The organism is Variovorax sp. 278MFTsu5.1, assembly GCF_048305045.1.
Classification (GTDB): Bacteria; Pseudomonadota; Gammaproteobacteria; order Burkholderiales; family Burkholderiaceae_C; genus Variovorax; species Variovorax guangxiensis.
Map to the genome: position 1 here is coordinate 5,126,080 of NZ_CP157622.1, position 20,120 is coordinate 5,146,199.

The 20,120-nt window shown below is 67.4% G+C and carries 14 protein-coding genes; 11 read left to right on the plus strand and 3 right to left on the minus strand.

From position 1 onward, the window contains the following. Positions 1–38 precede the first annotated feature (38 nt). A complete protein-coding gene (locus ABL844_RS23730) occupies positions 39–1,043 on the plus strand; it encodes a LysR substrate-binding domain-containing protein (RefSeq protein ID WP_260319671.1) in 1,005 nt (334 codons plus the stop codon). A gap of 24 nt (positions 1,044–1,067) precedes the next feature. Here ABL844_RS23730 and ABL844_RS23735 read toward each other — a convergent pair whose 3' ends face one another. Further along, positions 1,068–1,832 carry an alpha/beta hydrolase gene (locus ABL844_RS23735; RefSeq protein WP_418129182.1) on the minus strand — a complete coding sequence of 255 codons (765 nt, stop codon included), beginning with the start codon at positions 1,830–1,832 and terminating at the stop codon, positions 1,068–1,070. Positions 1,833–1,976: 144 nt separating this feature from the next. Between ABL844_RS23735 and ABL844_RS23740 the strand changes: the two genes are divergently transcribed. The 4 genes from ABL844_RS23740 to ABL844_RS23755 are packed head-to-tail and all read left to right on the plus strand — an operon-like array spanning position 1,977 to position 8,307. After that, positions 1,977–2,657, plus strand: coding sequence for a TetR/AcrR family transcriptional regulator (locus ABL844_RS23740; protein ID WP_126023505.1), 681 nt, complete (start codon positions 1,977–1,979; stop codon positions 2,655–2,657). A 33-nt stretch (positions 2,658–2,690) separates the two neighbouring features. Further along, the gene (locus tag ABL844_RS23745) at positions 2,691–3,677 is read left to right on the plus strand and encodes a Bug family tripartite tricarboxylate transporter substrate binding protein (RefSeq protein WP_418122038.1); all 987 of its coding nucleotides are present in this window, start codon (positions 2,691–2,693) and stop codon (positions 3,675–3,677) included. Next, positions 3,674–6,553: a carboxylesterase family protein gene (locus tag ABL844_RS23750; protein ID WP_418129184.1), complete on the plus strand. Its 2,880-nt coding sequence runs from the start codon at positions 3,674–3,676 to the stop codon at positions 6,551–6,553. Before ABL844_RS23745 ends, ABL844_RS23750 begins: the two co-directional genes overlap by 4 nt. Positions 6,554–6,582: 29 nt before the next feature. After that, on the plus strand, positions 6,583–8,307 hold the full coding sequence (locus ABL844_RS23755; protein WP_418129186.1) for a tannase/feruloyl esterase family alpha/beta hydrolase: 1,725 nt from the start codon (positions 6,583–6,585) through the stop codon (positions 8,305–8,307). A 159-nt stretch (positions 8,308–8,466) separates the two neighbouring features. Here ABL844_RS23755 and ABL844_RS23760 read toward each other — a convergent pair whose 3' ends face one another. Beyond that, positions 8,467–9,354, minus strand: a complete 888-nt coding sequence (locus tag ABL844_RS23760; protein ID WP_126023502.1) for a LysR family transcriptional regulator — start codon at positions 9,352–9,354, stop codon at positions 8,467–8,469. Positions 9,355–9,623: 269 nt separating this feature from the next. On the opposite strand from ABL844_RS23760, the gene ABL844_RS23765 reads away from it, so the two are divergent. The 5 genes from ABL844_RS23765 (at position 9,624) to ABL844_RS23785 (ending at position 18,255) form a co-directional block, all read left to right on the plus strand. Next, complete coding sequence (locus ABL844_RS23765) at positions 9,624–13,184, plus strand: indolepyruvate ferredoxin oxidoreductase family protein (RefSeq protein WP_418129188.1); 3,561 nt, start codon at positions 9,624–9,626, stop codon at positions 13,182–13,184. Positions 13,185–13,292: 108 nt separating this feature from the next. Beyond that, the gene (locus ABL844_RS23770; protein WP_418129190.1) at positions 13,293–15,485 is read left to right on the plus strand and encodes an ATP-binding protein; all 2,193 of its coding nucleotides are present in this window, start codon (positions 13,293–13,295) and stop codon (positions 15,483–15,485) included. Then, positions 15,482–16,108: a response regulator transcription factor gene (locus tag ABL844_RS23775; RefSeq protein ID WP_184642728.1), complete on the plus strand. Its 627-nt coding sequence runs from the start codon at positions 15,482–15,484 to the stop codon at positions 16,106–16,108. Before ABL844_RS23770 ends, ABL844_RS23775 begins: the two co-directional genes overlap by 4 nt. 204 nt (positions 16,109–16,312) lie before the next feature. Further along, positions 16,313–17,665 carry an MFS family transporter gene (locus tag ABL844_RS23780; protein ID WP_418129192.1) on the plus strand — a complete coding sequence of 451 codons (1,353 nt, stop codon included), beginning with the start codon at positions 16,313–16,315 and terminating at the stop codon, positions 17,663–17,665. 125 nt (positions 17,666–17,790) lie between these two features. Further along, positions 17,791–18,255 (plus strand): hypothetical protein, encoded by a 465-nt coding sequence (locus ABL844_RS23785; protein ID WP_418129194.1) that lies wholly within the window; start codon positions 17,791–17,793, stop codon positions 18,253–18,255. A gap of 28 nt (positions 18,256–18,283) precedes the next feature. Here ABL844_RS23785 and ABL844_RS23790 read toward each other — a convergent pair whose 3' ends face one another. Continuing rightward, the gene (locus ABL844_RS23790) at positions 18,284–19,033 is read right to left on the minus strand and encodes an SDR family oxidoreductase (protein WP_418129196.1); all 750 of its coding nucleotides are present in this window, start codon (positions 19,031–19,033) and stop codon (positions 18,284–18,286) included. Between the two features lie 115 nt (positions 19,034–19,148). Here ABL844_RS23790 and ABL844_RS23795 point away from each other — a divergent pair, with 115 nt between their 5' ends. Then, complete coding sequence (locus ABL844_RS23795) at positions 19,149–20,054, plus strand: AraC family transcriptional regulator (protein ID WP_418129198.1); 906 nt, start codon at positions 19,149–19,151, stop codon at positions 20,052–20,054. Positions 20,055–20,120 lie beyond the last annotated feature (66 nt).

A 20,120-nucleotide genomic window follows, 5' to 3' on the forward strand; every position in this document is an offset into this window, starting at 1 on the left:
ACAATCGCAACTCTTCGTTCTGGCCCGCAGGACAATCAATGCAGCAGCCCGCACCCGCACAGTCCCCAGACCTCGCCATGCGCGGGAACTCGCCCGTGGACCTGAATGATTTCGCCCTCTTCGTGGCGGTCGTGTCGCACGGCAGCTTCTCGGCCGCCGGGCGTGCAATGAGCATGCCGAAGTCGCGCATCAGCCGACGCATCGCCGATCTCGAGAAGCGGCTCGGCGTTCGGCTTCTGCAGCGCTCCACGCGTGCGATGCATGTGACCGAGGTCGGCGCTGCGTTCCTTCAGCACTGCGAGGCCATGACCCATGCCGCCCGTGCCGCCATGGAAGTGGCCGAGCATGCGAACGCCCGGCCGGCCGGGCGGTTGCGCGTTAGCTGCCCAGTGGGGATCGCGCATCTTTTTCTCGCGCCGGTGCTCCCGGTGTTCCTGACGCGGTACCCCGACGTCCGCCTCGACCTGGAATTGACCAACCGAAGGGTCGACGTCGTCGCTGAAGGATTCGATGTGGCGGTGCGAGTGCGGACCGTCGTCGACGATTCCCAACTGATCGTGCGCAACTTCGGCCTGAGTCAGCAGGTGCTGGTGGCCAGCCCAGGCTTCGTCGCGGCGCACGGCCCGTTCGGAACCGTGGCCTCGCTACAGGGCCAGGTCGGCATCGGGCTCGGCGTGACCCTGGGCGAGCGTCCGGCTTGGCGGGTCACCGGTCCGCAAGGCGTCGATGAGGCCATCGAGTACGTGCCGATGCTCGCGACCGACGATGTCCACCTGATCTGGCAGACCGTGCTCGCGGGCGTAGGCATCGCGAAGCTTCCCTTCAACCTGTGTGCGGAGTCGATCGAGAAGGGGGAACTGAAAATCCTGCTGCCCGACCACACGCTCGCGCCGCACCAACTGCATGCCGTGTTTCCATCACGGCGCGGCCTGGTGCCTGCGGTTCGGGCACTGATCGACGTGTTGAGCCTGGAGCTCACTCAGGCGATGACGGAGGCCAACCGCCGCTTTTCAGTGCTGCTCGAAGCCGCCCAGCGCGATTGACGCTGCGCAATCGGCGCGCGGCTGCTAGGGTGTCGCGGCCGCCGCTTCGGCTGCGCGTTCGATGAACGCGGCAACTTCCTTCGGGTGAGAAACGAGCGACATGTGGCTCGAGCGAAGCGCGATGCTCTTCGCGCCGATGTTCTGCACGGTCCAGCGCTGCACGCGCGGTGCCAGTGCGTTGTCGTTCTCGGTGACGAGGTACCAGCTGGGCTTGTCGTGCCAGGCTGCGTGGGTCACTTTTTCTTCGAACGCGCGCGCCGCCATCGGCTGTTGCGCCGCGGCCAGCAGTTGCACCTTCGCCAGCGGCACGTCGCCGGCCATCACCTTGCCGAAGGCACCCGCATCGTCGAGCCACACGAGGCCGTTGGCGTCGGGCTGCATGCCGTCCATAGGCGCCTTCTGTCGGGTCAAAAGCTCGGCCACGGACTCGTTGGAGTCGGGCACGAGCGCGGAGAGGTAGACCAAGCCCTTCACATTGGGTGCATTGCCGGCTTCGGTGATGACAGCGCCCGCCCAGGAGTGCCCCACCAGCAGCACCGAATCTCCCTTGCGTTCCAGCACGCGGCGAGTGGCAGCCACATCGTCGGCCAGGCCCGTCAGCGGGTTCTGCACGGCTGTGACGTTGTAGCCCTTGCGCTGCAGGAGTGCGGTGACCTCGGACCACGAGGAGCCATCGGCGAAGGCGCCGTGGACCAGCACGATGTCTTTCACGACACGCGGCCCGGCTGGGCCGGCCATGGCGAGGGCTGCGAACAGCGACAACGCAGCAAAGGCGACAGACAGTTTCATCAAGCGCTTCATACCTTGAATCCTCGAAGAGGAACGGGAAATCGAAGAGGCTCCTTGCGGAAGCGGACGGTGCCATCGGGTTACCCCTATCCAGGGGCACGCCGGATGCAAATACATTTTACTGAAAATCCGTAATGTAAATACATGCACAGACCTTCCGCACCCCGTCGCACGCATGCCGAACGCAGCGCCGCCACAAGAAAACACCTGATCGCCACGGCCATCGATGTGATCCAGACCCGAAGCCTGGAGGACATGTCGATCCACGAACTGGCCAGGACCGCCGGCATGACTTCCGGTGCGGTCCAGCATCACTTCGAATCGAAGGCGGTGCTGATGATGCAGGTGCTCGGCGAGCTCATCCAGTCGGGTGTGGATGCGGGCGAACTCTGGCCTGCGGAAACCTTGCCGCTGCACGAACGCGCGTCGGCTTTCGTCAACGCGGCCTGGCAGTTGATCTACGCGCAGCCTCGCTTCGTCGCAGCCTGGAACATCTACCTCGGCACGCGCAATCAACCCGAAGTCCTCGCACAAATTGCCAGTCTTCGGATCGAACTCGGCGAACAAATGGAAGCGGGATTCTTCGGCGCCTTCCCGGAACTCGAGAACGCCGCCGATCGGCACGCAGTCGTAGGGCTTGTCTTCTCCGCGCTGCGGGGCCTGGGCCTCCTGCAGCTCTTTCCCTCTACCGCCGAGGAAGTGCGCTCGGAGCGATCGCAAGCGCAACTCGCGTGCCTTGCGGATCTGATCGTCGCGCACTGCGAAGCGGCCGCGGCGCCTCGCAAGCCCAGGAAGCCTTCGCGCGCCCCGGCGGCACGCAGCTAGGCCCGGGCGAACACCTATTTTCCAGGAGACAAGATGAACCCTATCCACACGCCCAGGCTGCTGCTCGCGATCCTCATCTCTTCATGCGCCGCAGCCAGTTGGGCGGATGCTGCGGTGTACCCAGCCAAGCCAATTCAACTGATCGCGCAACAACCGCCGGGCAGCGCATCGGACTCGATGACGCGCGTCTGGGCCGACTGCATCGCACGCGAACTCGCGCACCCGGTGATCGTGCAGAACAAGCCAGGTGCCAATGGCTTGCTGGCCATCAACAACCTCAAGGGGCAGTCGCCCGACGGCTACACGCTGATGAGCATCGGCATGTCCCAGATGAGCATCACGCCCTACACCTACAAGCAGCGCCCCTACGATCCGGCGACCGACTTCGAGGGCATCGCGATCCTGGGCACCTCGCCGCTCGTGCTGACGGTGCCCGCGGGCGAAGGCATCGCGCGGCTGGCTGACCTGGAGAAGCTGGCGAAGACCACGCCCGGCGGCATCAACTTCGGGTCTCCCGGCAAGGGAAGCCCGGCACACTTGCTGACCACGGCGCTGCTGGACAAGGTTGGCGTGCCAGGCACGCACGTGCCCTTCGTCGGCGAGGGCGCGGGCCTCACCGGGCTGATCGGCAAGCAGATCCAGGCCATGACGCTCGTGATCGGCACGGCGGCGCAGCAGGTGAAGGCCGGCAAGCTCGTGGCACTGGCGGTCTTCGACAGCCAGCGATCGAAGCTGCTGCCTGACGTGCCTACGATTGCCGAATTGGTTCCGGCCGCGGCAGATCTTGCGAGGCCTTCCTGGATTGCGGTGGTGGGCAAGGCGGGGCTGCCACAGCCGATCGCGGCCAAGCTCAACGTAGCAACGGAGCAATGCCGCACCAACGAACAGTACAAGGCACGCATGGAGGCCATGAACGTCACGCTCATTGCTTCCGCGCCCGCGGATGTGCGCAGCTGGGCCGCTCGCGATGCCGCGGTGTGGCGCCCATTGATCGACAGGCTGGGCCTGGCCACCGAATGAACGCGAAGCACGCACCCGAGGTGCGCCTGGCCCATGGCGGCGGGCTCAGGGGTGCATGGCTCGACGGCGTGCGTGTCTTCAAAGGCGTGCGCTATGCGCAGCCGCCCTTCGGCGCGCTGCGATTCGAGGCCCCGATGCCCGTGCCCGGATGGACAGGCGTGCGCGATGCCTCCTCGTTCGGCCCGGTCGCCTTCCAATGGCCGCGCGACCCGCAGGCGCAGGACGACCCGCGCGGCGGCGAAGACGCGCTGCGGCTGAACATCTGGGCGCCGGATGCGCCGCCCGGCGCCCATCTGCCGGTGATGGTCTGGGTCCATGGCGGTGGGTTCTTCCGCGGCGGCGCGAGCGATCCGCTGTACGACGGCGCCTCGTTCGCAAGGCAGGGCGTGGTGTTCGTCTCCATCCAGTACCGGCTTGGCGTGGACGGCTTCGCACACCTTCCTTCGGCGCCGGACAACCGCGGGTTGCTCGACCAGCTCGCGGCGCTGCAGTGGGTCCAGGCCTTCATCTCCGCTTGGGGCGGCGACCCCGAAAGGGTCACCGTGTTCGGCCAATCCGCGGGGGCCGGTGCCCTGGCTTGCCTGATGGGCATGCCCGCTTCGCGCGGCCTCTTTCACCGCGCAATCCTTCAGAGCCCGAGCATCGCTTGTCAGAGCGTGGACGAAGCCACCGTGGCTTTCCGGGCGATCGCGTCGGTGGCCGGCATCGAACCGACGCGATTGGCCATGGCCGCGGCGCCCATCACCGGTCTTCTGCAAGCGGTGCATGCACTGGCGAGCGACCCGCGCCTGCGAAAAGCGCACGGCATGAGCGCCCGCAACCTCTTCCCGTTGCGCCCTGTCGTCGACGGGCGGATCCTGCGGGCAGAGCCCCTGCAGGCGATGGCGGATGAATGGACGGCCGCACCGAGGCGCTTGCAGATCCTGGTGGGCAGCAATGCGCAAGAGATGCGCCTGTACTACGTGCCGACGGACGCGCTCTCCCGCCTGACCGCCACGGACCTCGAGGACTTCGTTCGCGAAGCCGGCCTGCCGATGCCCGCCGGCCAGGAAAGCCCCGGCGCCGCGCTGTGCGCGTTGCAGTCCGAGTACTTCTACAGCACCCCTGCCCGGCGGATCGCCGAGCTGGCCGACGCGCACCTCGGGCCGACGTACCGGTATCTCTTTTCCTGGCGCTCGCCGCAATGCGGCGGCCGGTTGGGCGCTGCGCATGGTGTCGAATTGCCATTCGTCTTCGCAAACCTGCATACCCCCATGGGCCGCGAGTTTGCGGGAGCCGCGGCGCCCGGTGAGCTGGCGCGCGAGATGCACGAAGCCTGGGCGCGGTTCGCAAAAGAAGGTGATCCGGGCTGGCCCGCGCACACATCCGCGCGCCCCTGGACCAGGACCTTCGACGGACCTTCGAGAAAGCTCGCTTCGGCGCATTCGCAGTCAATGTCTCCCATCGAAAGTCGAGAAGCAGTTTTCATGTCCAGGCAAAACACAGCACTGTCAATTGAAGAAGTCCGCGAGGCGCTGGTCGGGGTTCTGGGCGAATCCCGGGTCCTGCAGGACCCGGGTCGCCTGGAGGCGCATTCAGGCGATTGGAGCGAGGCCAAGCGCGTGCGCCCATCGCTCGTCATCTGTCCACGGACGCCGCAGGAAGTGGCCAGTGCGCTCGCTGTCTGCTCGCGCCTGGGGCAGCAGGTGGTGGTGCAGGGTGGCCTCACCGGCCTGGCCGGAGGCGCGACGCCGTGCAACGGCGAGATAGCGCTCTCGCTGGCCAGGCTCAACGCCGTGGAGGACCTCGACGAGGTCGCTGGGACCGTGCGGGTGCAGGCCGGCGTGGTGCTCGAAGAACTCCAGCAGTGGGTCGAAAAGCGGGACTGGACTTTTCCGCTGGACCTCGGTGCCCGTGGCTCCTGCCATGTCGGCGGCAACGCAGCCACGAACGCGGGCGGCAACCGCGTCATCCGCTTCGGCACGATGCGTGAACGGGTCCTCGGCCTGGAGGTCGCGCTGCCCGACGGCCGGCTTCTGTCGATGCTCAACCGGGTGACGAAGAACACGACTGGCATCGACCTGAAGCATCTTTTCATCGGGTCTGAAGGCACGCTGGGGGTCATCACCCGGTTGGACCTGAAGCTGTCGCCCAAGCCGACATCGTCGAGCACCGCCCTTTGCGCGCTGCCGTCATTCGAGGCAGCAACGCAGCTGGTGAGAGACCTGCAGCGGGCCTTGCCGGCGCTGTCGGCGTTCGAGGTGATGTGGAGCGACTATCTGGCTGCCGCGACGCAGATCACTTCGCTGCGGCGTCCGTTCGAAGAAGACCATCCGGTGTACGTGCTGATCGAGACGCTCGGGGCCGACGACCTTGCCGATCGGGAGGCGCTTGAGCGAGCCTTGGGGCAGGCACTCGATTCAGGCCTGGTCGCCGACGTGATCGTGGCCCAGTCCGTGGAGGATTCAAGGCGCCTCTGGACGTACCGTGAAGCCGTTGGTGAACTCCTCGGTGCATTGAAACCCTTTGCCGCCTTCGACGTGGGCATTCCGATGTCTCGCATGCAGGAGTTCGTCGAGCAGGTCGGACGGGATCTCAGGCAGCTCTTTCCGGACCAGAAGCATCTCTTCTTCGGTCACATCGGCGATGGCAACCTGCACGTGCTGTCCGGTCCGCACAGTGCCAACGGCAGCCTGCACGAGATCGAGAAGATGGTGTATCTCGCCACGGAACGGGCGGGCGGCTGCATCTCCGCGGAACACGGCATCGGCGTGGTCAAGAAGGAATTCCTGCCCCACAGCCGTACCGGCGAGGAGCTCGACACGATGCGCAGCCTCAAGCTGCTTTTTGACCCGGCGAACATACTCAACGCAGGGCGCGTCTTCGATGCCGCCTGAGGCCCCATGAAACCCGACCCGAGACACATATGACGAGAGAAAATCATCCAAACCGCTGGCTCGGCGTAGCTGGCCTTGTTGCCTGCTCTGCGCTGCTTGCTGCGTGCGGCGCAGGCCGCTGGAGCGGCAAGGCCGTCAACCTGGCCGTACCGGACAAGACCTCGCTCGCTCAGGCTTGCGCCGGCATGGCCGGCAAAACGGTGTCGCCGGGGCAGATCGCGCTGACGAGCGGCAAGGCAACTGTGTCTTCGGCCATGCTCGTACCCGCCGTCACTACCGCGCCAGCTTTCGCCGAATATTGCAGGGTGCAGGGCACGATCGCTCCCCTTACGCCGGATGCTGATCCGATACGCTTCCAGCTCAACCTGCCGACCACATGGAACGAAAAGGCCGTCATGGTGGGAGGTGGCGGTTTCAACGGCACGGTCATCGATGGCGTCGCCGCGCTTCGCGACGCGGCACCGGGTCAAGCGCAGCCGATCACCCAGGGTTTTGCGACCTTCGGCACCGACTCTGGCCACGACGGAACCGCTTACAACGCTACCGATCCAGCCAGGTTTGCGTTGAACGACGAGATGTTCCTGAACTTCGCGCATCAGTCATACAAGAAGGTCAAGGACGTCGCGCACGTGTTGATGCAGCAGTACTACCTGCGCACGCCGTCCAAACAGTACTTCTACGGCGGCTCCGAGGGCGGGCGCGAGGGCCTCACCATGGCGCAGCGCTACCCGCAAGATTTCGACGGCATCGTTTCCGTCGTGCCCGTGATCAGCTGGACGGGACTCTTCAACGGGTTCATCAGCTACCAGTTGCCGCAGTTCTCCGGCGGGGCAATCAACGCCAGCAAGGTGCGCCTGCTCGCCAACTATGTGAACACCACATGCGACGCGCTGGACAACAGCGCAGATGGCGTGGTGAGCAACTATCTCGCCTGTCCGTCTCGCATCGACCTGCAGCGCCTGCGCTGCCCTGGCGGCGGCGACACGGGCGACACCTGCCTGTCCGACGCGCAACTCGCCGTACTCAAGGCGTCGTACGGACCGACAGTCCTGCCTTTCCCGCTCGCCAACGGTCTCACTACCTACCCGGGCCGCCTGTACGGCGGCGAGATCCAACTCGGCGGGGAAGGCGTGGGTCGATGGGTGACGACAGGCCTCGTTCCCAATCTGGCGCCGACTTCGGCAGACGCTCGCGGTGTGATCTACGGCAGCAGCTACGCTCGCTATGTGATCGCGAAGAACGCCGCCTTCGACATCCGCACATGGAACGCCTCGAACTTCCAGGCGCGCATCCAGAAGGTGTCGGCGCTGATGGACTCGACCGATCCCGATCTTTCGGCCTTCCGCGCGCGGGGCGGCAAGCTCATCATCCGCGAGAACTCGGGCGACTGGGCGCAGAGCCCGATGGCCGGCATCCAGTACTACCAGAGCGTCGTCGACAAGCTCACGCAGCCGGTCGTCGACGAGTTCGTGCGCCTCTACGTGTCACCCGCATCGAATCATGGCGGTACGGCGGCAAGCCTCACGACAGGCGCCGAAATTCCCACCAATCACGATTTGCTCACGACGCTGGATAAATGGGTGACGAGTGGCAGCGCGCCGGCCGATGCACTCGTGCAGGTGCGCAACTCGCCCTCCGCCCCCTTCAGCACACTCGCGACGCGCCCCATGTGCCGCTATCCGAACTACCCGGCGTACGTGTCGGGCGACGTGACGAAGGCTGAAAGCTATCGTTGTGTTGCGTCGTTGCCCTGACTTGTCGGGCGTCTGCGCAATCACATCTATCGCAGGCTGCCGAAGAGTGCGATTCAACCGAACCGCCCTCCATCACAAAGGCCGAAGACCGGGGGACATTCGCGCAGCAAGGCACCCCGTCGGCGTGAGCCTCGCCCTGAACGAACCCGGACCCGAGCCTCAGGACATCCCGCGCGCCAGCAGATGGTCGACAAGCCGCCTCTGCGGAAAGCTCAGCGCCTCCTGCCGGGTGCACAGGTACATCCGCCGGGAGGCCCACGCGTCCGTGAGATTGATGAAGCGCAGCTTCATCTCCTTGCGATAGGCCACCGCAGCGCCTTCGGGCAGGATGCCCACGCCCATGCCCGCTTCGATCATCCGGCACACGGCCTCGAAGCTCTTCACGCGCACACGCAAGCGCAGCACCTTGCGCGCGCTCATCGCGGCGTCTTCCATGGTGCGGGAGATGGCGGAGTCGTCTTCCAGGCCGACGAAGTCGTAGTCGAGCAGTTCCTCGAACGACACCTCGCGCCCGCGCCACGGGTGCTTCTGCCGCACGATGGCCACGAGCCTGTCCGTGCGGTACGGAATGAAGTGCAGCGCCGGGTCGGCCGCCTCGCTGGTGATGACGCCGACGTCGGCCTGCCGGTCGCGAATCGCCTGCACGATGTAGACGCTGCGGTGCTCTTCCACGCTCACGCGGATCTCGGGATAGCGCTGGCGGAAGCTCGCCACGTCGTCGGGCAGGAACTGGCCCATGGCCGATGCGTTGGCATGCAGCCGCACGCGGCCGGTGGCGCCCTGCGCGTAGTCCGACAGGTCGGCGCGCATGCGGTCGACGTCGCGCAATATCTGCCGCGCATGCATGGCGAGCGACTCGCCGGCGCCGGTGGGCGTCACGCCCTTCGAGGTGCGGTTGAGCAGCACCACGCCAAGTTGCTCTTCGAGGATGGCAAGCCGGCGGCTGGCGGCCGACAGCACCATGTGGCTCTCGGCGGCGGCCTTCGACAGGCTGCCGTGCTCAATGGCGCGAAGGAAGAGCGCCAGCGAATCGAGGTCGGGTCTCATGGTGTGTGGGGTGGGTCAGCAAGGCAGACATTGTCGGGCCGGAGGGAACCACAGCCTCTACCGAAATACTTTCGGCGGATCGCGCCCGTAAAAGACAGATCTTCCGGAATTGGCTGCTCTTTGCCAAAACGAAGAAGCACTTTCCGCGGACAAGGCGGAAGAATCGTTGCTGCCCCGGCGTCTACCCCGCCGGGGCATTCCGCGAGCCGGCCCTCTACCGGGGCCATGCCCGCATTCCGACGAGTCCTACCCGGAGTCTTTTTTCAGCCATGGCATCCCACGAACTGGCCAGCGTTGCGCTGGACGACAAATACACGGCCACCGAAGGCCGGATCTACCTCAGCGGCATCCAGGCACTGGTGCGCCTCATGCTCGTGCAGAAATGGCGCGACCAGAAGGCCGGGCTGAACACCGCGGGCTTTGTCTCGGGCTACCGCGGCTCGCCGCTCGGCGGCCTGGACGAGGCGCTGTGGAAGGCGCAGCCCCAGCTCGAAGCCAGCGCGGTGAAGTTCCTGCCCGGCGTGAACGAGGAACTCGCCGCCACCGCCGTGTGGGGCACCCAGCAGGTGCACCTGACGGGCGAGTCCGCCGTCGATGGCGTCTTCGCGATGTGGTACGGCAAGGCCCCGGGCGTGGACCGCTGCGGCGACGTGTTCAAGCACATGAGCCACGCGGGCACTTCGCCCCACGGCGGCGTGCTGCTGGTGGCGGGCGACGACCATGGCGCGTCTTCGTCCACGCTGCCGAACCAGAGCGACCACCTGTTCGCCGCGTCGATGATCCCGATGCTCTACCCGCAGAGCGTGGAGGAGTACATCGAGCTCGGCCTGCATGGCTTCGCGATGTCGCGCTTCGCGGGGCTGCCGGTGGGCTTCAAGGCGCTGGCCGACACGGTGGAGTCTTCAGGCTCCATTCCGGCCGGCGTGCTCGACGTGCACACCCAGCTGCCTTCGAACTTCGTCTTCCCGCCCGGCGGCGTGCATGCGCGCCTGTCGACCGACACGCTCGGCGTGCAGGCGCGCAAGCAGGAAGCGCTGATGCAGGACTACAAGATCTACGCCGCCATCGCCTATGCGCGCGCCAACCGGCTCAACCGCGTGACCATCGATTCGCCGAAGGCACGCCTGGGCATCGTGGCCTCGGGCAAGTCGTACCGCGACGTGCTCGAGGCGCTGGAAGAACTGGGCATCGATGCCGACGAGGCCGCGCGTATCGGCATCCGGCTCTTCAAGGTGTCGATGCCGTGGCCGCTGGAGCCCGATTCGATCCGCGAGTTCGCCGATGGCCTCGAAGAAATTCTTGTGGTCGAGGAGAAGCGCCAGATCGTCGAATACCAGCTCAAGGAGCATCTCTACAACTGGCGCGAGGACGTGCGCCCGCGCGTGATCGGCAAGTTCGACGAGCAGGGCGAATGGGGCGCGCATCCGCGCGGCAAGTGGCTGCTGCCGGCCACGGCCGATTTCTCGGTGGCGCAGATCGCGCGCGTCGTCGCGGGGCGCGTGGCGCGCTTTCACACCAGCGACCGCATCCGCATGCGGCTGGCGATCCTCGACGCGAAGGACGTGGTGCTGGGCAAGGCCGTAGCGACGCCGTCGCGCCCGGCCTGGTACTGCTCGGGCTGCCCGCACAACACCTCGACCAAGGTGCCCGAAGGCAGCCTCGCGCTCGCGGGCATCGGCTGCCACGTGATGGCCACCGCCATCTACCCCGAGCACAACCGCACGACCACGCACATGGGCGGCGAAGGCGCGCCGTGGCTGGGGCAGGCGTGGTTCTCCAGGCGCAGGCACGTGTTCGCGAACCTGGGCGACGGCACCTACTACCACTCGGGCTCGCTCGCCATCCGCGCGGCCGTGGCGGCGGGCGTGAACATCACCTACAAGATCCTCTACAACGACGCGGTGGCGATGACCGGCGGCCAGCCGGTGGACGGGCCCATCACCGTGCCGCGCATCGCGCACCAGATGGCGGCCGAGGGCGTGAAGCGCCTTGCGCTCGTGGCCGAAGACCCTTCGCGCTGGGCCGACCGCAGCGTGCTGCCGCCCGACCGAGACGGCTTCATGCTCACCGTTCACCACCGCGACAGCATGGACGCGGTGCAGCGCGAGCTGCGCGAGTTCGAGGGCGTCTCGGTGCTGATCTACGACCAGGTATGCGCCGCCGAGAAGCGCCGCCGCCGCAAGAAGGGCGAGTTCCCGCAGGCCGCGCGCCGGGTGTTCATCAACGACGCGGTCTGCGAGGGCTGCGGCGACTGCGGCGAGCAGTCGAACTGCACCGCCCTGCTGCCGAAGCAGACCGAGCTGGGCCTGAAGCGCGCGGTGGACCAGAGCGCCTGCAACGCCGACGAGTCGTGCATCAAGGGCTTCTGCCCCAGCTTCGTGACGGTCGAAGGCGTGAAGCCGCGCAGGCAGGCGCCGGTCGCCGCGAAGGCTGCAGCCGAAGAGGCGCCTCTGCCCGAGCCGAAGCAGCCAGCGCTCGAAGGCATGCACAACATCCTGATCACCGGCATCGGCGGTACGGGCGTCATCACCATCGGCGCGCTGATCGGCATGGCCGCGCACCTCGAAGGCAAGGGCGTGAGCGTGCTCGACATGACGGGCATGTCGCAGAAGAACGGCTCGGTCACCTCGCACGTACGCATCGCACGCGACGCGGCGCAGCTGAAGGCGCAGCGCATTCCCACCGGCGAGGCCGACCTGATCCTGGGATGCGACATGCTCACGGCCGGCGCGCCGGACGCCATCGCGCGCATGCGGCCGGGCCGCACCTATGCGCTGGTCAACACCTTCGAACAGCCCACGGGCCATTTCGCGCAGCAGCCCGACTGGCAGTTTCCGGCGGCGCAGGTGCGCGCGCTCATCGAGGAATCGGTGGAAGGCCGTGCCGACTTCGTCGACGCGACGCAGCTGGCCACGCGGCTCATGGGCGACGCGATCGCGGCCAACCTGTTCCTGCTGGGCTTCGCCTTCCAGAAGGGCCATGTGCCGCTGTCGGCCGAGGCGCTGGACAAGGCCATCGAGATCAACGGCGTGGCGGTGAAGGCGAACCAGGCCGCATTCCGCTGGGGCCGCAAGGCGGCGCTCGACCTCGCGGCGGTGACGCGAGAAGCTTCGCCGGAGAAGGTCGTCGCGCTGCAGCGGCCGCAGAGCCTGGAGGCGCTGGTCAGGAGCCGCATCGAGTTCCTCGCGTCGTACCAGAACGCCGCGTACGCGCAGCGCTACGCGGAGCTGGTGGAGCGCGTGCGTGCGCTCGAAGAGCGCGAGCGCGGCAGCAACCAGCTGGCGAAGGCTGTCGCATCGGGCCTCTTCAAGCTCATGGCCTACAAGGACGAGTACGAGGTCGCGCGCCTCTACACCGACCGGCGCTTCATGGAAAAGCTGGGCGAGCAGTTCGAGGGCAAGCCGGTGCTGCGCTTCCATCTCGCGCCGCCGGTGCTCGGCCGCCGCGATACCGAGGGCCGCGCGGTGAAGACCAGCTTCGGGCCTTGGGTGATGGGTGCCTTCCGCGTCCTCGCGAGCCTTCGCGGCCTGCGCGGCACGGCCTTCGACCTGTTCGGCCGCACCGCCGAGCGGCGCATGGAGCGGCAGCTCATCGAGGACTACCGTGCAATGGTCGAGGACGTGCTCGCGCGCTTCGGTGCCATCGACTTCGATACTGCCCTGTCGCTCGCACGGCTGCCCGAGCAGATCCGCGGTTTCGGGCATGTGAAGGAGGAAAGCGTGGTGTCGGCGCGAGTGCGGTGGGAGGCGCTCGCAAGGCAGCTCGACGCGCGCCCGGCCGGGCGGGCCATGCAGCGGGCCGGCACGCAGGAGCAGCCGGTGGCGGCCTGAACGGAAGGTGGGCGGAAGGTCGGCGGAAGGCGGGCGGCAGAGCCTGCCCGGGAGGATCAGGGCAAAATCCTCCCGCCGCCGGTCGGCCCTGCCCCCATGCCGCCCACCATGTCCACCCCCGCCCCCGATCCGACGCATACGGCGTCGGCGACCGCCCAGGCCCGCCCTCGCCGGCGGCATCGCAGCACGATCGCCTGGATGGCCGCGTGCACGCTGGCCCTGCTGCTGATCGGCCTCGCGGGCCAATGGGCGGCGAACCGCGAAGCGAGCTTCCAGGCCGACTCGATCCGCCGCGCCATGGAAGTGCACGTGCTCGGCCTGCGCGACGCCGCCGGCAAGTACAGCTACCTGCCCTTCACCGCGGGCCTGCATCCCGACGTGCTGGCCGCGCTGGCCCGCCCCGACGACATTGCCGCCAAGCAGCGCGCCAATCTCTACATCGAGCGGGTGAACCGGCAGGCAGGTTCCGACGTGCTCTACCTGATCGACATGCAGGGCCTCACGCTGGCGGCCAGCAACTGGAACACGCCGCAGAGCTTCGTCGGCCAGTCGTATGCCAACCGCCCCTACTTCATCGACGCCCGCGCGGGGCGCAACGGCCTTTTCTATGGCGTGGGCCAGACCACCGGCGAGCCGGGGCTCTTCATCTCCTCGCCGGTGCGCGGCGAAGGCGGAGAGATCCGGGGCGTGGTGACGGTCAAGGTCAGCCTGCGCCAGGTGCAGGAAACCTGGACCTTCGTGCGCGACCCCATCCTGCTGACCGACGCTCGCGGCGTCGTGTTCCTGAGCTCGGTACCGTCGTGGATGTACCGGTCATCGCGCCCGCTGCAGGCCACCGAGCTCGAAGGCATGCGTCGCGACCAGCAGTACGGCACGCGCACCAGCTTCACGGCACTGCCGTGGAAGGTGGAACGCGAGGAAGGCCAGCTCGGCTACCTGGTGCGCACCGATATCGGCGGCCGGCCGCGCGAGTACCTCGCGGTGGACGAGCGCCTGCCCGACCTCGGCTGGACACTGACAGTGATGACCGACCACGCGGAAGTCTCAAATGCCCGCGAGCGCGCCTGGATGCTGGGCCTGCTGTGCGCCGTCGTGCTGCTGCTGGCCGGCCTCTACTGGCAGCTGCGCGAACGCCGCTTCGCCGAGCAGCGCGACGCGCGCCGCGTGCTGGAGCTGCGCGTGCGCGAGCGCACCCACGACCTCGACGAGGCCCATGCCTTCCGCAAGGCGATGGAAGACTCTCTGCTGGTGGGCATGCGCGCCCGCGACCTCGAAGGCCGCATCATCTACGTGAACCCGGCCTTCTGCGAAATGACCGGCTATGGCGCCGACGAGCTGCTGGGCAAGCTGCCGCCCTACCCCTACTGGCACCCGAACGACGTGACGCAGCACTGGCGCCACTACGACGCGATGATGAGCGGCCAGCCCGTGCGCTCCGGTTTCGAGTCGCGCCTGCGGCACCGCGACGGGCACGAGGTCATCACCATGGTCTACACCGCCGCGCTGATCGATGCCGACGGCAAGCACGCCGGCTGGATGAGCTCGGTGGTGGACATCACCGAGCAGAAGCGCGCCGAGCTGCGCCAGCGCCAGAACGACGAGCAGCTGCAGCACGCCCAGCGCCTGGCGAGCCTGGGCGAGATGGCCTCCACGCTGGCGCATGAACTCAACCAGCCGCTGATGGCGCTGAGCAACTTCGCGAGCGCCGCCAAGGCCTTCGCCGAGCAGGGCAACCAGCAATTGCTGGTGAGCAGCCTGGACGAAGCCGTGATGCAGGCGCAGCGCAGCGCCGAGATCGTGCGGCGCATCCGCGGCTTCGTGCGCCAGCGCACCGTGGGCACGGAAGACTGCTCGGTGGCAGCGCTGGCCGGCAACGCCATCGCGCTGCTGCAGGGCGAGATCCGCATGCGCCAGGCGCGCGCCGAGCTTCGCATTCCGCCCGGACTGCCCGAGGTGCGCGGCGACCGCGTGCTGCTCGAGCAGGTGCTGCTCAACCTGCTGTCGAACAGCCTGCACGCCATGCAGGCCGTACCGCCCGAGCAGCGGCTGGTGGAGATCGAGGCGGGGCTCAAGGAAGGACGCATGCACATCCACGTGGCCGACCGCGGCCCGGGCATCGACGCCGCCGTGGCCGAGCAGGTGTTCTCGCCCTTCTTCACCACCAAGACCGGCGGGCTGGGGCTGGGCCTGAACATCTGCCGCACCATCGTCGAGGCGCACAGGGGCCGCCTCACCTTTGCCGACCGTCCGGGCGGTGGCACAGTCTTCACCCTCGAGCTGGAAATATCGCCACCGACATGACCCACAACAGCGCCGCTCCCGCCAACAACCTGTGCATCGTGGACGACGACGAGGCCGTGCGCCGCTCGCTCGGCCTGCTGCTGCTGTCGCGCGGCTACGCGGTGCAGACCTTCGCCTCGGGCGAAGCCTTCCTCGAAGGCACCGACCTGCAGCGCGCCGGCTGCGTGATCATGGACTTGCGCATGGAAGGCATGAGCGGCCTGCAGGTGTTCGACACGCTGCGCACGCAGGACAGCCCGCTCGTGGTCATCTTCCTCTCGGGCCACGGCGACATTCCCATGGCCGTGGAGGCCGTTCAGAACGGCGCCTTCGGCTGGCTCGAGAAACCCTGCAACGACGAGCGCCTGCTCGACACCATCGCCCGCGCCCTGCAACAGGCCGGCGAGATCGCCACCCGCCGCCAGGCCCGCCAGGCCGCGCAGGCGCTGTGGGACAAGCTCACCCCGCGCGAGATGCAGGTCGCCCGGCTGGTCGCCGAGGGCAAGCCCAACAAGCAGATCGCGCAGGAACTCGCCCCGCTGGAGCAGCGCACGGTGGAAACGCACCGGGCGCACGTGTTCGCGAAGCTGGGGCTGGCGAACAGCCATCAGCTGGATCGGTTCCTGCGGGAACACTCGCTGTAGCTCGCCAGGCACCGGCCATCGCCGACGGCGCACGCCCGTCGCGGCCCCAATCTAGGTATTTACCCTTGCGTACCGATACGTAGACGGCCAACGGCCGGTTACGGACGACAGCGCTGCCGCGGCCGGACAGACTCGCCGCAACGGCCCCCGCGTGCCTTTTCTTCTTAACGCCGCGGGCCGCAGCCAGAGACAAGGACCCCTTTCATGACCGCCATCGCAAGCGCGGCCGCCGGCGCTTCCAGCCCCGACGCGGCACCCGCCACCGCCAACAACAACACGCCCTACACCTTCGAGGAAAAGCGCAAGCGCATCTTCGCCATCTTCGCCGCCTCGTCCGGCAACCTGGTGGAGTGGTTCGACTTCTACGTCTACGCCTTCTGCGCCATCTATTTCGCGCCAGCTTTCTTCCCCAAGTCCGACCCCACGGTGCAGCTGCTGAACACCGCCGGCGTGTTCGCCGCCGGCTTCCTGATGCGCCCGATCGGCGGCTGGCTGTTCGGCCGCATCGCCGACCGCAAGGGCCGCAAGACTTCGATGGTGACCTCTGTGGTCATGATGTGCGTGGGCTCGCTGGTCATCGCCTGCCTGCCTACCTATGCGCAGATCGGCGCGGCCGCTCCGGCGCTGCTGCTGCTCGCACGGCTGCTGCAGGGCCTGTCGGTGGGTGGCGAATACGGCACCACCGCAACCTACATGAGCGAAGTGGCGATGCGCGGCCAGCGCGGCTTCTTCTCCTCGTTCCAGTACGTCACGCTGATCGGCGGCCAGTTGCTCGCGGTGGTGGTCGTTGTGGTGCTGCAGCAGGTGCTCGACGAGGCCGAGCTCAAGGCCTGGGGCTGGCGCATTCCCTTCGTGCTCGGCGCCGTGGCGGCCGTGGTGGCGCTGATGCTGCGCCGCACGCTGACCGAGACGGCCAGCAACAAGACCCGTGCCACCAAGGGCGCGGGCACGATGCGCGAGCTCTTCACCCATCACAAGCGCGCCTTCTTCGTGGTGCTCGGCTACACGGCCGGCGGTTCGCTGATCTTCTACACCTTCACCACGTACATGCAGAAGTACCTGGTGAACTCCGCCGGCATGTCGATCAAGACCGCCAGCAACGTGATGACGGCCTGCCTGTTCATCTACATGTGCATGCAGCCGCTGTTCGGCGCACTGTCGGACCGCATCGGCCGCCGCAGCAACATGCTGCTGTTCGGCGCCCTGGGCGCGCTGATGACGGTGCCCGTGCTGAGCAACCTGCAGAACGTCGGCAGCCCGCTGGTGGCAGGTGCGCTCATCACCCTCGCGCTGGCGGTGGTGAGCTTCTACACCTCGATCAGCGGCATCGTGAAGGCGGAGATGTTCCCGCCCGAGATCCGCGCGCTGGGCGTTGGCCTCTCCTACGCGGTGGGCAACGCGATCTTCGGCGGCAGCGCCGAGTACGTGGCGCTGGGCCTGAAGTCGATCGGGCACGAGTCCTACTTCTACTGGTACGTGACGGCCATGATGGTCGTGGCCTTCACCGTGAGCCTTCTGCTGCCGAAGCAGGCGAGCTACCTGCATCACGACAAGTAGGCAGGCGCTACCGCAATGAAGTTCCGGGAGGCCCGCGCCTCCCTCAAAAAAACGCGGGCCCCTGGGAAAGCTTTTCGAGTCAGCGAGCCGCAAGAAAGCATGAGGGTACGAACATGGCGAGACGGATGGTCCACAACGCAAGCATCACCTTGAAGCTGCCGCGCGACATGGAAACCGGCGCAAGGGTCACGGCCCTTCGGGCTGCCGGTGTCCCGGTCGACGCGGAAGGCAACGCACAGCAGGGATTCCTCTTCGTGCGCTCGGGTGATGGCTACAAGAGTCAGGTCAGCATCTTCAGATGGTTTCCCGACGAGGTGAGCCCCATCACCCGCGGAGCCTCCGGCGCCGCGGAGCCCTCGGCCCGCGAGCATCGCCCCACAGCACCGCCGGACGACACGCTCGACCACTGGCTGGCCCAGATCCTCACCGCGCCCATCCCCGGCACCGACAGCGCGCTGCAGTGCGAGCCCGAGGCCTTGCCGGCCACCGCGGCTGCGATTGCATCTGCACCGGCATCTGCACCGGCACCTGCACCTGCACCTGCACCTGCACCTGCACCTGCGACCGCAACTGCGGCAACGGCAGGCTGAAGCTCGCGGCCGGCGCCGGCCGGCTGCCTCAACCCGCGCTCCGCTGCGCCAGCGCGACCGCGTCGGCGCCCGCCGGAAATCGCAGTTGCCCCGTCGCATCGTTCGCCGCGCGCCAGACCGCCTCGGCGACATCCAACTCCTTCGTCAGTTGCGTGGCCTGCGCCAGCGTACCGAAGATCGACCGAGCAAGGGGCGCATACGGCTCGGTGATCAGGCCCTGCATCCGCTCGCCACCGTTCTCGGTGAATCGCGTCGTGGGCGCGTAGCCGGGTTCGACGAGCTTCACGGCGACATCGAATGCCCTCAGCTCGTGAGCGAGCGAGGCCGTGAAGCCCTCGACCGCCGTCTTGCTGGCGGTGTAGGCCGCAACCAGGGGCATGGGCGCAAGGGTCGCGCTCGAAGTCACGTTGACGACCACGCCCCCGCGGCGCTCGCGGAACGCGGGCAGCACGGCCTGCGTCATGGCCATCACGCCGAAGGTGTTGGTCTCGAAGAGCTCGCGCGTCGTCGCCATCGGCGTGGCCTCGAAGGCACCGAACAGGCCGATGCCGGCGTTGTTGACGAGCACGTCGACAGGGCCTGCCGCGTCCAGCGCGGCGACGATGCTCTCGGGCCGCGTCACGTCGAGCGCAAGCACGCGCATGCGCGGGGAGTCTTCGAAAAGTCCGTCTTGCGGCTTGCGCATGGTCGCGACGACGTTCCAGCCTTGAGCATGGAAATGGCGCGCGGTGGCAAGGCCGTAGCCGGACGAGCAGCCGGTGATCAGAACAGTCTTCATGGTGGTCCTCTGAATGGGTAAGTGAACGAGCGGTTGGAAGGAACTCGTACGATAGGCTCGACCTACCGGACCATCTACAATCATCAGTCCATCATTTGTTTGCGAAAGTCCACCCATGGCCATCGACCCGCTGTCGCAGGTGATCGCGCTGCTCAAGCCCCGGGCGGTGTTCTCGAAGGTGATCAGCGGCGCCGGGCGCTGGGGCGTGCGCTACACGCAGTTCGGCCTGCCGAGCTTCTGCGCACTGCTCGAAGGCAGTTGCCTGCTGTCGGTCGATGGAGCGGAAACGCTGACGCTCACCGCGGGAGACTTCGTGCTGCTGCCCACCACGCCCGGCTTCACGATGACGAGCCTGGAGCCCGGCACGCCGGTGCCCATCGACGCGCGCAAGGCGGCCATGGACACGAGCGGCAGCGAAATACGCCACGGCACGCGCGGCGGCCGGCCCGAGGTGCGGATGCTGGGCGGCTACTTCGAGTTCGACTCGCCCGATTCGGCGATGCTGGTGTCGCTGCTTCCCGCCGTGCTGCATGTGCGGGGTTCGCAGAAGCTGCCGCTGCTGACCCAGATGGTGCGCGAGGAATCGCTGGACCGTCGGCCGGGCCGCGAGCTGGTACTCACCCGGCTCGTGGAAGTGCTGCTGGTGGAAGCCCTGCGCACCACCTCCGGCGAAGAGGCACCGCCCGGCCTGCTGCGAGGCCTGGCGGACAAGCGGCTCGCGGCCGCGTTCCGCCACATGCATGGCGACCCCGCGCGCGGCTGGACGGTGGAACAGCTGGCGCGCAAGAGCGCGCTATCGCGCTCCGCCTTCTTCGACCGCTTCAGCCGCGCGGTCGGCATGCCGCCGATGGAATACCTGCTCTCATGGCGCATGGCCCTGGCCAAGCAGCTGCTGCGCCGCGAAGAGCTGGCGATCGCAGAAGTGGCCGAGCGGGTGGGCTACGGTTCGGCCAGCACCTTCAGCACGGCGTTCAGCCGGCATGTGGGGCAGCCGCCGGGGAAGTTCGCGCGCATGCACTGACGGTGCGCGCGAACGGGGCCACCTCAAAGCAGTTCGCCGCGTTACCCAGGCGGGCAACGCGGCGAA

Bases quoted from the DNA above. Each gene is read 5' to 3' on its own strand.
- ABL844_RS23795 (WP_418129198.1), top strand. From the start codon at position 19,149: ATGGCCATCGACCCGCTGTCGCAGGTGATCGCGCTGCTCAAGCCCCGG.
- ABL844_RS23755 (WP_418129186.1), top strand. From the start codon at position 6,583: ATGACGAGAGAAAATCATCCAAACCGCTGGCTCGGCGTAGCTGGCCTT.
- ABL844_RS23790 (WP_418129196.1), bottom strand. From the start codon at position 19,033: ATGAAGACTGTTCTGATCACCGGCTGCTCGTCCGGCTACGGCCTTGCC.
- ABL844_RS23740 (WP_126023505.1), top strand. From the start codon at position 1,977: ATGCACAGACCTTCCGCACCCCGTCGCACGCATGCCGAACGCAGCGCC.
- ABL844_RS23785 (WP_418129194.1), top strand. From the start codon at position 17,791: ATGGTCCACAACGCAAGCATCACCTTGAAGCTGCCGCGCGACATGGAA.
- ABL844_RS23765 (WP_418129188.1), top strand. From the start codon at position 9,624: ATGGCATCCCACGAACTGGCCAGCGTTGCGCTGGACGACAAATACACG.
- ABL844_RS23780 (WP_418129192.1), top strand. From the start codon at position 16,313: ATGACCGCCATCGCAAGCGCGGCCGCCGGCGCTTCCAGCCCCGACGCG.
- ABL844_RS23745 (WP_418122038.1), top strand. From the start codon at position 2,691: ATGAACCCTATCCACACGCCCAGGCTGCTGCTCGCGATCCTCATCTCT.
- ABL844_RS23760 (WP_126023502.1), bottom strand. From the start codon at position 9,354: ATGAGACCCGACCTCGATTCGCTGGCGCTCTTCCTTCGCGCCATTGAG.
- ABL844_RS23735 (WP_418129182.1), bottom strand. From the start codon at position 1,832: ATGAAACTGTCTGTCGCCTTTGCTGCGTTGTCGCTGTTCGCAGCCCTC.
- ABL844_RS23730 (WP_260319671.1), top strand. From the start codon at position 39: ATGCAGCAGCCCGCACCCGCACAGTCCCCAGACCTCGCCATGCGCGGG.
- ABL844_RS23750 (WP_418129184.1), top strand. From the start codon at position 3,674: ATGAACGCGAAGCACGCACCCGAGGTGCGCCTGGCCCATGGCGGCGGG.
- ABL844_RS23775 (WP_184642728.1), top strand. From the start codon at position 15,482: ATGACCCACAACAGCGCCGCTCCCGCCAACAACCTGTGCATCGTGGAC.
- ABL844_RS23770 (WP_418129190.1), top strand. From the start codon at position 13,293: ATGTCCACCCCCGCCCCCGATCCGACGCATACGGCGTCGGCGACCGCC.